11 protein-coding genes are annotated in these 16530 nt (G+C 45.0%); 3 read left to right on the top strand and 8 right to left on the bottom strand.

From position 1 onward, the window contains the following. Nucleotides 1–10 precede the first annotated feature (10 nt). The 8 genes from OEY58_10495 to OEY58_10460 form a co-directional block, all read right to left on the bottom strand. Entirely contained in the window at nt 11–1579 is a 1569-nt protein-coding gene (locus tag OEY58_10495) for a chain length-determining protein (GenBank protein MDH5325880.1), read from the bottom strand. Between the two features lie 21 nt (nt 1580–1600). Beyond that, nucleotides 1601–2209, bottom strand: coding sequence for a polysaccharide export protein (locus OEY58_10490; GenBank protein ID MDH5325879.1), 609 nt, complete (start codon nt 2207–2209; stop codon nt 1601–1603). Between the two features lie 273 nt (nt 2210–2482). Beyond that, nucleotides 2483–3226 carry a PEP-CTERM sorting domain-containing protein gene (locus tag OEY58_10485; protein ID MDH5325878.1) on the bottom strand — a complete coding sequence of 248 codons (744 nt, stop codon included), beginning with the start codon at nt 3224–3226 and terminating at the stop codon, nt 2483–2485. A 77-nt stretch (nt 3227–3303) separates the two neighbouring features. Further along, complete coding sequence (gene prsT, locus OEY58_10480; protein ID MDH5325877.1) at nt 3304–6081, bottom strand: PEP-CTERM system TPR-repeat protein PrsT; 2778 nt, start codon at nt 6079–6081, stop codon at nt 3304–3306. A 27-nt stretch (nt 6082–6108) separates the two neighbouring features. Then, nucleotides 6109–7542, bottom strand: coding sequence for an EpsI family protein (locus tag OEY58_10475; protein ID MDH5325876.1), 1434 nt, complete (start codon nt 7540–7542; stop codon nt 6109–6111). A gap of 80 nt (nt 7543–7622) precedes the next feature. Beyond that, a complete protein-coding gene (gene prsR / locus OEY58_10470) occupies nt 7623–8990 on the bottom strand; it encodes a PEP-CTERM-box response regulator transcription factor (GenBank protein ID MDH5325875.1) in 1368 nt (455 codons plus the stop codon). Between the two features lie 41 nt (nt 8991–9031). Continuing rightward, nucleotides 9032–11086 carry a PEP-CTERM system histidine kinase PrsK gene (gene prsK, locus OEY58_10465; GenBank protein ID MDH5325874.1) on the bottom strand — a complete coding sequence of 685 codons (2055 nt, stop codon included), beginning with the start codon at nt 11084–11086 and terminating at the stop codon, nt 9032–9034. Nucleotides 11087–11121: 35 nt separating this feature from the next. Continuing rightward, nucleotides 11122–12522, bottom strand: a complete 1401-nt coding sequence (locus OEY58_10460; GenBank protein ID MDH5325873.1) for a TIGR03013 family PEP-CTERM/XrtA system glycosyltransferase — start codon at nt 12520–12522, stop codon at nt 11122–11124. A 350-nt stretch (nt 12523–12872) separates the two neighbouring features. On the opposite strand from OEY58_10460, the gene OEY58_10455 reads away from it, so the two are divergent. The 3 genes from OEY58_10455 to OEY58_10445 form a co-directional block, all read left to right on the top strand. Continuing rightward, on the top strand, nt 12873–14210 hold the full coding sequence (locus tag OEY58_10455) for a UDP-glucose/GDP-mannose dehydrogenase family protein (protein MDH5325872.1): 1338 nt from the start codon (nt 12873–12875) through the stop codon (nt 14208–14210). Between the two features lie 76 nt (nt 14211–14286). After that, entirely contained in the window at nt 14287–15564 is a 1278-nt protein-coding gene (gene tviB / locus OEY58_10450) for a Vi polysaccharide biosynthesis UDP-N-acetylglucosamine C-6 dehydrogenase TviB (GenBank protein MDH5325871.1), read from the top strand. Between the two features lie 38 nt (nt 15565–15602). Then, on the top strand, nt 15603–16530 hold a 928-nt coding region (locus OEY58_10445; GenBank protein ID MDH5325870.1), incomplete at its 3' end, for an NAD-dependent epimerase.

Below are 16530 nucleotides of genomic sequence, written 5' to 3'. Positions count from 1 at the left end.
GCATCACTCTCTAAAACTTAATCAGATTTAATTGCATGGCGATCAATCCACTATAAGCTGCCAAAATAGCTAAGATGACAAGCCCAAAACCCAACAAACCAATTCGACCTTTAACAATTTCTCCAGGCTGTATCACTTTTGACACTGAACCCAAAACAGGCAAATCCAGCTTTCGGGATAAATCAGACGCACTGTAAAAAGTCGGTTTAAGTTGAATCAAAAGAATTACTAAAGCGATACCCGCGCCTGCTCCTAACACCAACACAGCTGTTATCAGCAGTAGTCGATTAGGACTGATGGGTTTGAGCGGCACTCTAGGTGGATCAATAACTTTAAAGTTGACGTTGTCATCTTTGTTTTCCGCATCAAAAGAAAGCTTTGCTGATTCCCTTCGCTTTACCAAGCCCAAATAATTCTCTTTGATAATACCGTAGTCACGGTTCAATTTTGCAAATTCCGCCTCAACCTTGGGCATTGTATCGATTAGCATTTGCAGTTTGTGCAGGCTCTCCTCATACATGGATACACGGACCTTCAAAGCTGCAATTTGTGCTTCTTCCTGACCGAGATCCACCTTCAACTCCTGATATACCGGGTTGTTATCCAGTAGATTCGCCTCTCCGGTATCCGTGCTTTTTGCTTTTTCGGATTGTTTTTGTTTTTGCAATTCCTGGAGCATTCTTTGTGCTGCAACCACATCAGGGTGGTTCTTTGTGTACTGCAACTCCAATTCATCCAATTTTTGTTGTACAGTTTGTATGCGCGCATCCAGTGGATTCGATGCAGCATCGGAACTGGAAGAGCGAAATGAATTAACCACCTCGTTCAACTGTCGCTTAAGCTCCCGCTGCCGGTTTACCGCTTCGTCCAACTGTAACTGAGCTTCCTCTAGCCGACTTTTCTCAGAGCTCATTTGCGAATAGTAATTTTGCCCCTCTCTGGGCATCAATCCGACATTTTTCCTTTTAAAATGTTTTAGCCTCTCCTCCGCCTCAACCAGTTGAGCTTCGTACTCGTCAATTTTCAAATTGAGAAACTGCTCAGTAAACTCGGTATCCTTTCGTGCCGCTCCGAGAGTACCTTCAACAAATAGAGTTAAAATTTCCTGGACCACCATCTTGGCTCTTTGAGGATCTTGATCTCTGTAGACTATTTCAAACACGGCCTCACCGCCTGCGGCTTGACGACGACGCGTAGTCGGTATTCTCATTTGAGAGATATATATATTCGAACCCAAATTTCGAATCAGTGCTTCAAATTGTGATGGTGTATTCGCCAACAAATCGATATCCACAGCACGCGCAACCTTCTCAAGATTCGGACGCGTTAATAGAGTTCGTTGCAATACCAGGGCCGTTGTTTGCGTCAGTTCACTATCAACCGCAAGTCCGCTTAATAGAGGTTTTAAAATACTTTGTGTATCCAGGTGGATTTGTGCTTTCACTTCATAAGTATTTGGCAGCTTCAAGACAACCGGCCATCCGATCCCGCAAATTAACGCCGCAACTAATACCACAAGCCAACGTCGCCTCCAGACGATGCGGACATAACCGAAGTATTGAACTAATGCATCATTCATCTATATAAACTCAATAACCCGCTAAAACCAAGACTCAGGAATAATCAGGATATCTCCTGGCGCCATTGATATATTTGCGTCGATAACACCATCTTTCAACAAGCTCTCGAGGTATACCGGTATAGAAACCTGTTTGCCGCCAACTTTTCTTACTAACACAGCCCGGTTACCCGCAGCATGCTCCGTGAGACCTCCAACGGCTATCATCACGTCTAACACGGTCAGACTCTTTCTATAGGCCAGAGACCTAGGAGTAGCGGCTTCTCCTACGACCCGTATCTGGTCATCTATCTGACCAACAAAATCCCTAACCATAACCGTTACAAATGGGTCTTTAATATATTTCGCCAGTTGGCCTTCGATGTCACGCGCCAATTGCTTTGGTGTTTTACCACTGGCCGACAGCTCCTCCACCAAAGGTACAGAAATCTTACCGTCTGGTCTTACGGGTATACCGTTCACCGTAAGATCGGAATTACGCCATACAAAAATATCAATTATATCCCCCGGACCCAATCGATACTCGAAATTCGGAGCGGACAGATCCGTTTTCGGCTGAACCAACACCGTGGCACAACCCGTCAGCAAACCAACTAATACCAATAAAAAACAACGTGTTATAAATTTCATTTGGACTACCGTGTTAGGAAATCGAGGAAATTTCTCAACTATTTCAATTAGACACCTTAAAAACGCAATTGTATTACATTCCTACACTGAATTAGTACTTTCTGGAGTAATTTCTTAAGTATTTCCGCCACTCCATATTAGGGTGTCTTTTTGAGTTATCGGGTCTAAGGCAATGAACTTTATTTCCCGTGTAATGGGATAGAGAACAAATCTGAATGGAATAAGCGAAACACTCCCGGAAAGCCCGGGAGTGTGAACCGATTGTTTGTTCTATCAGGCGGAAACCTGCAATATTCTACGTAACCCACCAAATACCAAAATGGAGCTACCTAACAACACCAGTGTATTCGGCTCTGGAACAGCAGAGGCGTGAATGAACGTGCTGGCATCAGATATGGTTCCCACTGAAAAACCGTAAGAGGAAAATGTGGTATTTGCAACATCCAAAGCGACTGCTCCGGCACTTGTATAGCTCGAAAAATCATTTGCTATAACAAGTAAATTGGCGCTGGAAAAATCCAATGCCATTGTTCCGGCTTCGTTATCATTCAATGCCAGCACGTTTCCGTGGTAGAGATTAAATGTACCGTCACCATTATCTTCGGTCAAAAACAGTGCTGCAAAAATTGCTTGATTGATACTACTGTTACGTAGATCCATTGTTACACCGGTATAGCTGGAAAAATCCCGATCACCAACAACCCCTAACCCCATTTCCACAGGAGTCCCTATAGGCAGAGTCGGATTGAAGAAGATAGAAAACTCACCAGCCGAATTAAAACCCGTTCCGCTGAAAGGATCCGTAGCCAAAACAGCTGAACCGTCAGGTACCGCCCACAGCTGTGAAAACTCCTGCACGTCCTGGTAGTTATATTCGTATGCGACAGCATGAGCATTACCGGTAATCAAAACGGCGAAAAGCGAACATACTGCGAGAAACCCTAATTTTGTTCTCATGTCTAGCCTCTTGAAAAAATTACTGCTGAAATGACTTGTTATAAGCATCAATCGTGCCATATTCGCATCCAATTGATTTGTATTATTTTTTTCTATTACTTTCTCAACAAGTGTAAACTGTACCGACAGTACCCATGCTACTTAGCAGACATTAATTCCCTAGCTCGCGCAGCGAGTTTTTTGTTGCCGGAAGCTGCTACAATTTCCAGCACGCGATTAGCTTTTTCCGTTTGACTATTTTTTTGCAGCGCCTCAGCGTAGTGTAATTGAATTTCCATATGCACTGGCGCCAACTCCGCTGCTTTTTCCAACAGAGCCAATGCTTTGGCGGAATTTCCGGAATTTAACTGTAACCATCCATAGGTATCCACTATGAACGGTTTGTCCGGAGCAAGCATATAGGCCTTGTTGGCGACTTCCAATGCACTGGAATCTTGTGACTCAAACAACAACCAAGCCAAATTGTTGTAAACAGAGGCATCTTTTGGATCAATTTCGACAATTTTCCGATATTCACGTATGGATTTGTCCACTTGACCACTACTTTTATAATCCCAAGCCAGTTTTTTTCGTACCGTCACGTCATTTGGGTGTTGTTTCAACCAGTTTTGCAGCAACAAGGTCGCCTCGCGCGATCTCTTAAGTCGGTGCAATACATAATGTCTTTTTAACAGCAGTTCGGACGATTGCATGTGTTTAGAGGTATTAGCGTATAAAGCATTTGCTTTCTTATAATCTTTCTTGGCGACAGAATAGTCCCCCATTAACAGGTCTCCCAACCCCGAATTGGGAAATCGATCATTAACTGTAAGTATTATCGACTTAAAGGCCTTTTCCCGACCCGAGATCAATTCCAGCCTTCCTAATGCCAGATACGCATTCGAAATCGATGGTTGCAACTGCATTGCCTTTTGAAATGAATTTCTAGCGGACTGCGTCTCGCGCTCATACATTTGCAGGGTACCAAGATAGTAATGCGCCATACCTAATTTTGGATTAGATTGCACCAGTTCCTGGAACTTGAGCTTCGCCCGCTTTCTGTCACCAAAACGCAGTTCGTATATTGCGCGTAACATTTTTACATCCCATCGCTTTGGTGCCAGAGTCTCGGCCTCACTTAGAACAGGCCCTGCATTGGCCTTATCTGATTTCTGCAAATAATAACGAGTTAAAATTAATCGCGAAAAAATGTCGCTCGTGTTTTTAACTCTTGCTTTGTCCAATTTTTCTATTGCTTGTTGCTCTTGATTTTGTAAAACATGTAACCGTGCCATTGAAACAAATATCGAACTGTCTTCCGGAAACAGCTCCTGCATGCGATTTAAATGCTTTTCGGCCTTTTGCAGTTCTCCCTGCATGACATATAATCGAACCAGGCTGTGATGCAATGGGGTATAATCTTCATACGAAGTCAAGGCCTGCCTTATTGTCTCCTCCGTTTTATCAAATTTTTTCTGTATCAAATACACCTGTACAAGCACAAGCCCGGCATGCCCTTCATTGGGAAACTGTTCTATCAAAGCAGCAGCCAATTGCTCAGCTTTAAGGAAATTCTTTTTGCTGAGGTAACTTAGAATCAATAGAACCTGAGACCTATAATCCTGGCTCTTGCGTGTAGTTGTATTTTCAAGTTCCTGTACGGCTAAATCCACTTCACCTTGCTTGAGGTATATTGATGCCAGCTTGTTTCTTAGAAACACAGATTCCGGTTTACTTGATACCGCTTCCTTTATGTAAGCCAATCCTTTCTCGGTCTCACCCTGAGCCAGCAATGCGCTCCCCATTAAATCCAAGAGCTCCGAATCATTGGGGTTTTGATCCAAAACAGATTGCACCAATTCCTGCGCTTGTTCAGGCTGGCTCTGGCGCAAATGTGTAGCACCCAGCAATTTTATGGCGGTTGGGTTAGTTGGATCGCTTTGTAGAAGCTTGGAAATTTGCACGTCGGTTTGCTCAAGCTTCCCTTCACCAAAATTTACTGCCCCCAGTAACAGCAAGCTTGGTTTGTGATCCGGAACCGCTTTGAGCACGAGCTGCAAATGATCGTAGGCCGCTTTTCTATCACCGGACTTGTATTTGTGTACCGCATATAAATAGTTCGCAATGGGGTTTTCCCGGTTTTCGGCCAACAATTCATCCAGTATGGCAGTTCCTTTTCCTATTTCACCGCTATCCATGAGCACATTGGCCATACGAATTTTAATGTAACCGGTCTGAACCGGTGTAGATTTTGAGGTTTCTATGTCTAATGCTTTTTGATACATTTGTGTTGCCGTGTTGTAATCACTACTGGATGCTGCGACTTCACCCAACATCAGCCACGCCGGCACAAACCCAGCGTCCAGAGCGGTAATTTGGTTCAAAAACTTTTTGGAATCATCATATTTATTATTTCTATAAAGTAGTTTGCTTTTAGTCAACAATGCAGGGACAAAATCAGGATTGATGGACATCGCATAATTCAACTGCTCTTCACAATTCGACAAATCCCCCAACCCCAGATAGGCCTGCGCCATATATGTAGACAACTCCGCATCCAATGTCTTTGCTTGCCCCGAACGAATCAGCTCAATTACTTTGGCGTATTTATCTTGAAGCAAATAAGCATTTGCCAGTGGTGAGATAATTTTCTCTTGAGCAATTCCTAATTTACCAGAACGCAAAAGCTCTTTCTCCGCCGCTACACCATCCATTATCTCCAGATAGACTTTACCCAGTAAAAACCTTCCCTCGCGGCTGTCCGGTTTTTGTTTTAAAACGTTTTTCAGATTGATGATAGCTATGCGATAGTTTCCTTGCCGGATTTGCTCTGAAGCTTCATTTAACAAAACCTCTGGGGACTTTCCTGAACAGGCCAGGAGAAAAACACTGCACACTGTAACCGCTATACCCTTACTGAAATCACCAATTCGCATGTGCTTCTCCAAATTTACCAAACCAATTCATACCGAATCCAATTTTTTCCGCATCGTACTAACAAAATCTTCCAATTGAGATCTTGCACTGCTTGCATCCGCATAAATACCAGAAACCAATATAGTCACTTTTGCTCGAGAGTTTCCTGTAACAATGGATTTTAATTGAAGCAGTTTAGCCATCATTTCCGACGAAGTATTTTCACCTGCTACTGTATACCATTGCCACATCACCGCAACCTGGCCTTGCTTTCTTTTTAGCAAACTTTCCTTAACCGCTAATTTAGTTTCACCGGAATTACTTAAAAGTATTTTTCCATTTTTATATATATTCCAATTTGAACTACCAACCACGCGGTTTTCATAATGAACCAGCTCTTTTCCTTGCGATTGGCTGTTGTATCCCGCCACGAACAACGCTAGTTTATCATTGTTTTTTTTATATGAACGAATTAAAGAGTAATCCGCCGAGGCATAGCTGATATTGACTATTGATTCTAATTCGAAAGGCCCTTCCCAACCCCCGATGCCCTCAGGTAAAACAACAGGGAAATCCCTCTCTATGCCTCTTTGTTTCAACTGATTTGCAGACACCGGCGTGAGTATCAGGACAAGTACGCTAGACAGCAACACAATCACAGGTTTATAGCCAGGAATACTCTTTGGAGTACTATGTACCCCCACTGGCAAACCGGCTTGGTTCGCACTTTTTCTGTGCATATAAATACCTAAGGCAAACACTGGAATCAATGATATTGAAAAAATCCACCACCCAAGGCCGACATGTTCATGGACGAAAGAATGCTGCATATTTGAAAGGTGTCCTGCCAGGATCACAAGAAATACACGTACCCAATTGACAACAACCGCAATCGCCAATGCTGTTCCAACAAATACCATTTGTACCGACAATTTTTTTAAATACATGTGCGAAAACAATAGCGCAATCGCCAATGCCGCCAAAAAATATCTAAGTCCGGCGCAAACCTCTTCTATATGAAATTGACCTTCTGGTATCGAAATGTAGGTGGATTCCAGAAAAACAGGTACCCCGACCAAAGATAGACCACCGGCGACCGTGTATGCGGTAAGCACCTGCAATATCGACTCCAGCGGATCCCACACCGGTACCGCTACCAGTATGTAGGTCAATGGAAATAACAATAATTTAAACACATGTTTTCCCAAAACAGTCCACACAATAAGTGCCGGCATCACTAACACAACCACTTTAACCAGTATGTTGATATCGATACTGTATGCAATCCACCAGATGCCATTGAATACAGTAAGAAAAAACAAACCGCTCAAACTCACTGAGTGGGGAGTTTCCTGTAACTCGGGATACTTTTCCCACAACAGATACAAGCAAACAGGAGCTACCAACAGACCATGGCCGTATGTATAGGAGCGCCACCACAATACCCCTAACTCCCGGAGCGTAGTCCAATGTAAAACCATAGAAATACAAACGAGAAATACAGCGACGGACGCAATCAATTTTGGGTTTACGTGATTTGACACTACCAAACCGCGGCCCTTTAATTGAAACCGAACTTATTCATTAGATCATAGAGTGTAGGTCGACTGACGCCGAGCAGTTCTGCCGCTTTTGATACATTATTCTTAGTCAATGACAATGCCTGTTGCACAGCAGTAATTTCCGCCTGCTCCCTGGCATAACGAAGATTGAGGACATTAACAATGTTATCACTGCTAACTATAGAATCCAGCTCCATGTCTTCGGCCGTCACTTGATCACTATCGGACATTATAACAGCGCGCTTAACTTTATTTTCCAGCTCCCGAACATTGCCTGGCCATAGATGCTGGACAATAGCAGCTTGCGCATCACTACTGAAAACTTTAGCCGACCGTCCTTGTAAACTGCAGAATTTTTCCAGAAAACTTTTTGCCAATAAAAGTGCATCCCCGGATCGTTCACGCAAAGGCGGGATTTGAATCGTTATTTCGCTAATACGATAGTACAAATCTTCTCGGAATCTTTCTTCCTTTATCATCTGTTCCAAATCCCTGTGCGTGGCGCATATCACTCTTACATCCACAGGAATTTCCTGGCGTCCACCAACCCTTTCTATCACTCGCTCCTGCAAAAACCGCAAAATTTTAGCCTGTAATGCTAATGACAAATCACCGATTTCGTCCAATAAAAACGTACCGCCTTCGGCGAATTCTATTTTTCCTCTTGTTTGCTTAGCAGCGCCTGTAAACGCCCCTTTTTCATAACCAAACAGTTCACTTTCCAAAAGATTATCCGGTATGGCTGCGCAATTCAGCGCTACAAATGGCTTGCTTTCGCGCCCGCTCATGGAATGTAAAGCCCGAGCCACCAACTCTTTTCCGGTTCCACTCTCACCCAATAGCAACGTGGTCACATCCACAGGAGCCACTTTCTCTATAGTCCGGCAGACTTTCATCATCTGCGGACTGGATGCAATAATTCCTTCTATAGGCGTTAATCGATTCTTTCTCACCAATTTTCTATTTTCATCTTCCAACTGATAGAGTGTATAAGCCCTATCCACTATCATGCTGAGCATCTTAGAATCAATGGGTTTCTGATAATAATCATAAGCGCCGATAGACACTGCTTGAATCGCATTTTCCCTATCGTCATTTCCGGTTACCACAATTACCTTTGTGTAGGGTGCCAGTGTCAAAATTTCCTGTAGCACTTTCAAGCCTTCTGTCGCATTGGCCGGATCCGGCGGCAAACCCAAATCCAAGGTCACCACGCTCGGTTCATAACGGCGCAACTGGGCGATGGCACTTTCACGAGTACCCGCAATAAGAACTTCATATCCTTCAAAACACCACTTCAATTGGCGTTGCAAACCAGGATCATCTTCAATAACCAATAGATATTTTTTCTTGTCTTTCAAAGTCATACCCCAGACATTCAATGAAAATTAGGGAGCGCCGGCCCCTATTATTTCATATTATTGGGAAATACCACAGTAAATGAACTACCTTTGTCTATCTCACTGATAACACTCATTGTTCCTCCCAGGGAGCGGAAATACTCCCTTGCTTCATACACTCCGATCCCCATTCCTGCATTACCTTTGGTCGTTTGAAACGGTTTAAAAAGTCGTTCCTTTATGAATTGATCATCCATACCGCAACCGCTGTCTGCGACATTCAATTCGATATGACCATTTCCTTGTCGACTGAGAGAAACCCGAACCCAACCACTTGCGTCTGTCGCCTGTTGGGCATTTTCCACCAGATGCTCCAAAACGGATTGAAACCGATCACGTTCACACGGTAAAAATATATCCTGATTTGTACCTATGTACTCAGGTATCGGAAGGGTTCCGCCACGCTTACGAATTACGTCTTTTATCAGTAGCAGTATATTTTCCGTTGCCACAGTACCTACTGGTCGATTTTGTCTCAAGCCATCCAATAACTTCTGCATTTTTTCGGTAGCATTTTGCACGGTTTCAATCGCATCCTGCATAAACTCCGGATTGTTTTTAAACCTCGCAGCGTTACTTACGACCAAACTTAACTGGGCCACCAAGTTCTTCAAATCATGCACTACGTAAGCAGACAACCGATTAAATGCATCAAACTGTTTTGCATTCATCAGTTCTTCATTTGCTCTCAACAAAACCAAATAACTGGATATCTGTCTTGCCGCGGTCAATAACAAATCCCTGTCTTCCCAATTTATTTTGGTTTCAATTCTGGAGCGGGCCAATACGGCGAATCCTATTAACTCCTTACGATGCAGAAATGGCAATATTAGCCAAGCCTGGGGTAATAAACCCACCCACCGGGGCAATTCCAAGCCGTCATAAAGTTCGGTTACTTCATGAACTTCATCAATATTTATTACCCATTGTTTTCGACTAAGAAACTCTACCAATGAACTGGCCTCTGTTTCACATATTCCATCCTGCCGCATATTCCAATTCACTGATGTCCGATAGACACCGTCATCCTCCTTCAGGCATAAAATGCCCGCCGGACTCTCCACGATATCCGCAACTACCATTATAGCCTTGCTGCGAATCTGGTAGTCATTTTGCTCCATCGCCATCGCATTTATCAATTTCAACCATTCATCTCGGTAATCGTACTTATAGTGAAAAAAATTCTTGCTTAAAAACACTCTAATCCTGGCCCGTATGTAACCTGAAAAAAGCAGAAGTAGAAGCAATATCAAAGCACCCGTCAGCAGAATGACCTGAGCAATCCCCCCCCAAGTACCTCCAAATTGTTTCACATAATAGCCTCCAGCTCCCATTGCCAGCAGATAAAATCCGGACCCCAATATGGCAGCTGAATGAAACACAAATCGTTTGGAAACATGAACCCTTAACGCCCACTGAGGATTACGGGATGCCGATATCGCAATTAAAGGACTAACCATGGCATTGACGTAGCCGCGGGCACTCATTAAACCTTGATCGGTTTCAACCATGAGTAAGGAGTCGGCATACATATAAAAGTCATACGCAAAAACCCCTCCCACACCCACGCAAAAAAATTTAATGGACCAGCGCTGATCCATTGGTGTATTTCGGAAAAGCTGCTCTACCAAAATCAATCCCAACAGTGTAATTACTATTAAGATGATAAAAACGAGTTTGGCATTAAAAATATACGGGACAAATAACCCTCCCAACTCCACCAAAACCCCGGATAAAACTAATAGCGTTGCAAATATCTTCAGCATCAACAACGTTTTGTTTTTGCTACTTTCCTGAGCACGCAGATCAAGCAAATAAAACAAAAAACTTATCCATAACAAATTTCGGAGTAGTTCGGTTATTCTCAGGTAGGGATGTAATACGTCTGGATAATAAACCTGATATGCGCAAAGTAGGGACCAAACAATAGTGGCAATACACGCAGAAATAAGCAAAGCGCTTTGGCTATGCCCCCTCCAGTTAACAGCTAGAATGATTGTTAAAAACAGGAAGGTGACGGCACATATACCATAACCGGTGGCGGCAATGTTTATGATTGTCATTTCAATGTTAAAACCCTGCAAAACTTCGATTACAGTTAGCGCGCACCTTTACCCCAAGTCACTTCGTGGGCCGTTTGCAATATAATCACCAAGTCCAGAAACAAGGTGTAGTTTTTAATATAGTATAAATCGAATTGCAGTTTCTCCAGCGCATCTTTTTCTGAAGCTCCGTAGGGATAACACACCTGGGCCCACCCGGTAATACCCGGTTTAACCCGGTGACGCTCAGCGTAATAAGGAATTTGGTTGGACAGCTCAGTGACAAACTCAGGCCTTTCCGGACGCGGCCCCACAAAGCTCATATCCCCCATTAACACATTAAAAATTTGTGGTAACTCATCCAAACGCACCTTACGGATAAAACTACCCACCCGGGTCACCCGATTGTCATTCTTCTGCGCCCATTGCGCTCCGTCTTTCTCGGCATCGACCCGCATGCTGCGAAACTTCAACACATGAAACAATTGCCAATGCTGACCTACCCGAACCTGTTTAAACAGGATGGGACCTCGAAACCCGCTTTCTACAAATATTGCGATGGCCACAAGAACCATAGCCGGCCAGGTTACTGCCAGCAGCAATAGACTCATGAGCACATCAAAGGCGCGCTTAAAAAAGGCCTGGTATTCGCCCTGACTGAAGCCTTCGGAAAAAATCAGCCAGCTTGGATTAACGATATCGAGTTTGATTTTACCCACCTCTCTCTCAAAAAACTGAGTTAAATCAATAACATCTACCCCGCTCAATTTACAATCCAATAATTCGTGAACCGGGAAACTTTTGCGACGCCGGTCACCTACGGCCACCACAATTTCATCGATTTGTAATTGGGAACAAATAGTCACCAACGGTTGTTCCGGCCTTAGAATAAGTGCTTCATTCACCACGTCGTGTTCGCCACGCACATGGACATACCCGACCACCAGGAATCCACGCTGATCGGTTGTACGCCGCAGATTGTTCTGAATCTGTCCGGCATATTCACCTGCACCCAGAACCAGCACGCGTCGTTTCAACAAGTTTTGGTCCACCGTCTTCATAAAAAGAACTCGAACCAAAGTAATTGTGGAGAACGCCACGACAAAAGAAGCGGCTTGAGTCAATCGTTCTACGGACTGAGTGGGCAGCGCATAGTAGATAAAACTCATAGCGATCGCACCCATACAAAAAGCGGCCGACAACCTCAATAAAATACCCGCAATCCCCAATCGGAACCGCCTTTGATACAAACCCATTGAGCCGATACTGAGGAAATGTACTAAAGCAAAGGTAATGGCTTTGGGGTACAAGGGGGCAATACTCGTCACCGAAAAATCTGACTCTATAGCCGAATGAAAAACCACACCGCCGTAGAAACAAAAAAACAGCAATACCAGTTCTACCAGGGCCAGATAGACAAGCGACACTGGGATATATTGTTTAAATAGTCGAACCAAAATTTAACCTACGATAACTGTTTGAATAGTTTACGTTTACACTTTGTTATGGATAGATCCACGTCCTTCGGTGGCGGGACACATCAAATGTAATCGGAATTCTGCTATTATTTTTTAGTTTCCACCGATAGAACCCGTGAGTTACGAGCTGCAATTATAATGTTGATAAGATACCAACACCATACAAATCAACCCTTTTCACACTAATTCAGTATATTACAGATGACTAATGGGATGGTCTCTGGTATTGTTTTGTGGAATTTAAATCTCAGTGCGGCCGCGTGCAGAAACCGTAAAGAATAGCGACACCGTACTTTATTAATTTGGTAATAGCAACAAAGAGAAAAATCATGAATGTTACAATCTATGGCTCCGGATACGTCGGACTGGTAACCGGCACCTGCCTGGCGGAAGTGGGTAATGATGTGCTGTGCGTGGATATTGACGAAAACAAAATTCAACGCTTGAATCAAGGCGAAATACCCATTTACGAACCCGGCCTTGAGGACTTGGTAACGAAAAACGTGGAAGCCGGCCGTTTACGTTTTACCACAGATGCCAAACTGGGGGTCGCGCATGGATTGTTCCAGTTTATTGCCGTGGGCACCCCACCGGATGAGGACGGTTCTGCCGATCTGCAGTATGTATTGGCGGTCGCAAAAGGCATAGGCGAGGCCATGGACGAATTTCGTATTGTAGTCAACAAGTCCACTGTACCCGTGGGCACGGCGGATAAAGTTCGGGGGAAAATTGCAGAAGTATTGGCATCCCGAAACGCGGAACTGGAATTTGACGTGGTTTCCAACCCTGAATTTTTGAAAGAGGGTGCTGCTATCGATGATTTCATGCGGCCGGACCGCATTGTCATTGGCACCGACAACCCACGCACCACCGAAATCATGCGCGCCTTGTATGCACCCTTTAACCGCAATCACGACCGACTGATCAACATGGACATTCGTTCAGCCGAGTTAACCAAGTACGCATCCAACTCCATGTTAGCCACCAAAATCAGTTTTATGAATGAACTGTCCAATCTGGCGGAACGACTGGGCGCGGACATTGAAAACGTACGCATTGGCATGGGCTCTGATCCACGCATTGGTTACCACTTCATCTATCCGGGTTGTGGTTATGGAGGCTCCTGCTTCCCCAAAGATGTACAGGCACTGGAGCGTACTGCGGCACAGGTGGGCTATGAAGCCACACTGCTCAATGCAGTGGAAGAAGTCAATAAACGTCAGAAACAGGTTTTGTTTCAAAAAATTCAGGCGCATTTTGGCAGTGGCCTAAAAGGCAAAACGTTTGCGCTTTGGGGGCTGTCTTTCAAACCCAATACCGATGATATGCGTGAGGCCCCCAGTCGTACTTTAATGGAAGCCTTGTGGGCTGCCGGAGCATCTGTCCAAGCTTTTGACCCGGAAGCCATGGAAGAAACACAACGTATCTACGGGGCCCAAAAAGGCTTAACACTGTGCACTAACGCAGAACAAGCGCTTAGCGGAGCAGACGCGTTGGTAATCGCTACGGAATGGAATATTTTCCGCAGCCCCGACTTTAAGTCAATCAAATCGAAATTGTCGGAGCCGGTCGTATTTGATGGCAGAAACCTGTATAACCCACAATTTATGGCAACCGAAGGTTTCACCTATTATGCGATTGGTCGCGGGGTGCCTACAGCGGGTTAAAGGTGCCCACAGCCGCTATGAATACAACGAAACCCGGCACCACAAAATATGCAACAAATGATTAGGAACTCTTATCATGTTCGATATAAATAACGCCAAAATCGGCATTATCGGCCTCGGCTATGTAGGCCTCCCTCTGGCCGTGGAATTAGGAAAGAAATTTCCCACGGTAGGTCTGGACGTTAATTCCAAGCGGATTGCGGAATTGCGCGCCGGTAAGGATCATACCCTGGAAGTGGACGCCGACGAATTACGCTCAGCGGATAAACTCTCCTACAGTGATAACCCGGAAGATTTACGCGACTGTAACGTCTATATTGTCACCGTCCCCACACCTATTGACAATTTCAAACGCCCGGACCTGAGCCCGCTGGAAAAAGCCAGCACTGCCGTCGGCAAGCTGCTGGCCAAAAACGATGTGGTGATTTTCGAGTCCACCGTTTATCCCGGTGCCACCGAGGAAGTTTGTGTCCCCATTATGGAACGGGAATCGGGCATGACGTACAATAGCGATTTTTTCGCCGGTTACAGCCCGGAGCGCATTAATCCGGGCGACAAGGAACACCGAGTTACTAACATTCTCAAAGTGACTTCCGGTTCCACGCCTGAAGTCGCAGACTACGTTGATGCGCTTTACGCCAGCATCATCACAGCCGGCACCCATAAAGCCAGTTCTATTCGCGTCGCTGAAGCCGCCAAGGTCATAGAGAACACCCAACGGGATGTGAACATCGCCTTAATCAATGAGCTGTCGCTGATTTTCAACCGACTGGGCATTGACACCAACGAAGTTTTGGAAGCGGCCGGCACCAAGTGGAACTTCCTCCCCTTTCGCCCCGGTCTGGTAGGCGGTCATTGTATAGGAGTAGACCCCTATTACTTGACTCACAAAGCACAGGAGATCGGCTATCACCCGGAAATCATCCTGGCAGGACGACGCATCAATGATGCGATGGGAGCCCATGTGGTAGAACGAGTGGTTAAACACATGACCCATAAAAAAATCCATGTGGTGGATTCCAATGTTTTAATCCTTGGCTTAACCTTTAAGGAAAATTGCCCTGACTTGCGCAATACCCGGGTGATCGACATCGTTGAGGAACTCGAGGAATACCACGCCAATGTACACGTCTACGACCCCTGGGTGGATCCTCAGGAAGCGCAAGATGAATACGGTATTACACCGGTATCCGAACTTAACCACACCACCTATGATGCTGTAATCTTGGCGGTCAGTCATCACCAGTTCAGTGAAATGGGCATATCCGGCATTAAAAAGCTTTGTAAACCCAATAGTGTTTTATTTGACGCCAAAGGCCTGTTACCCAGAGCCGAGGTGGACGACCGCTTGTAAACGTTTGTAATTTGAGTAAGAAAAGCCTGGAGTATTGAATGAAAGTTTTAATTACCGGCACAGCCGGATTTATCGGTAACAAACTGGCTCAGCGCTTGCTGCAAAGGGGTGATGAAGTTGTCGGTATTGATAACCTCAATGACTATTACGATGTCAATTTGAAACAATCTCGGCTGGATTTGATTAAAGATAAGCCCGGCTTCAGCGAAGAACGCATCAATATTGAAGACCGTGCCGATATGGAAGCGGTGTTCAAAAAACACAAGCCCAATCGCGTTGTCAATCTGGCTGCCCAAGCAGGGGTGCGTTATTCACTGATCAATCCCCACGCCTACATAGATAGCAACATCCAGGGTTTTGTTAATATTCTTGAGGGCTGCCGTCACAATGAAGTGGAACACTTGGTCTACGCATCCAGCAGTTCAGTGTATGGCGCCAATACCAATATGCCCTTTTCCATTCACCACAATGTGGATCACCCCCTGAGCCTGTATGCCGCCAGCAAGAAAGCCAATGAGCTCATGGCCCACACCTACAGCCATTTGTACCAATTGCCCACCACCGGATTGCGCTTTTTCACCGTCTACGGCCCCTGGGGCAGACCGGATATGGCCCTGTTTCTTTTTACCAAAAACATTCTCGCCGGAAAACCCATTGACGTGTTTAACTATGGTAAACACCGCCGCGATTTCACTTATATCGACGATATCGTCGAAGGTGTTATCCGAGTGCTGGACAATGTGGCCCAATCCAATCCGGCCTGGAGCAGTGACGACCCCGACCCGGGCACCGCACTGGCACCTTACCGCCTGTACAATATTGGCAACAACCAGCCGGTAGATTTGATGCACTATATTGAAGTGCTGCAGAACTGCCTGGGTAAAAAGGCCGAGATAAATTTCCTCCCACTACAACCGGGTGATGTCCCGGACACCTATGCCGATGTACAGGACATCACCCGGTTGT

The organism is Gammaproteobacteria bacterium, assembly GCA_029882975.1.
In the GTDB taxonomy this organism is placed as follows: Bacteria; Pseudomonadota; Gammaproteobacteria; order SZUA-152; family SZUA-152; genus JAJDNG01.
This window is presented reverse-complemented; position numbering and strand designations above follow the sequence as displayed.

What these genes read in the sequence shown, in the direction of transcription:
- OEY58_10490 (MDH5325879.1), bottom strand. Translation starts at nt 2,209, where the DNA reads ATGAAATTTATAACACGTTGTTTTTTATTGGTATTAGTTGGTTTGCTG.
- OEY58_10475 (MDH5325876.1), bottom strand. Translation starts at nt 7,542, where the DNA reads ATGGTTTTACATTGGACTACGCTCCGGGAGTTAGGGGTATTGTGGTGG.
- OEY58_10485 (MDH5325878.1), bottom strand. Translation starts at nt 3,226, where the DNA reads ATGGCACGATTGATGCTTATAACAAGTCATTTCAGCAGTAATTTTTTC.
- prsR (MDH5325875.1), bottom strand. Translation starts at nt 8,990, where the DNA reads ATGACTTTGAAAGACAAGAAAAAATATCTATTGGTTATTGAAGATGAT.
- prsT (MDH5325877.1), bottom strand. Translation starts at nt 6,081, where the DNA reads ATGCGAATTGGTGATTTCAGTAAGGGTATAGCGGTTACAGTGTGCAGT.
- OEY58_10495 (MDH5325880.1), bottom strand. Translation starts at nt 1,579, where the DNA reads ATGAATGATGCATTAGTTCAATACTTCGGTTATGTCCGCATCGTCTGG.
- OEY58_10455 (MDH5325872.1), top strand. Translation starts at nt 12,873, where the DNA reads ATGAATGTTACAATCTATGGCTCCGGATACGTCGGACTGGTAACCGGC.
- prsK (MDH5325874.1), bottom strand. Translation starts at nt 11,086, where the DNA reads ATGACAATCATAAACATTGCCGCCACCGGTTATGGTATATGTGCCGTC.
- tviB (MDH5325871.1), top strand. Translation starts at nt 14,287, where the DNA reads ATGTTCGATATAAATAACGCCAAAATCGGCATTATCGGCCTCGGCTAT.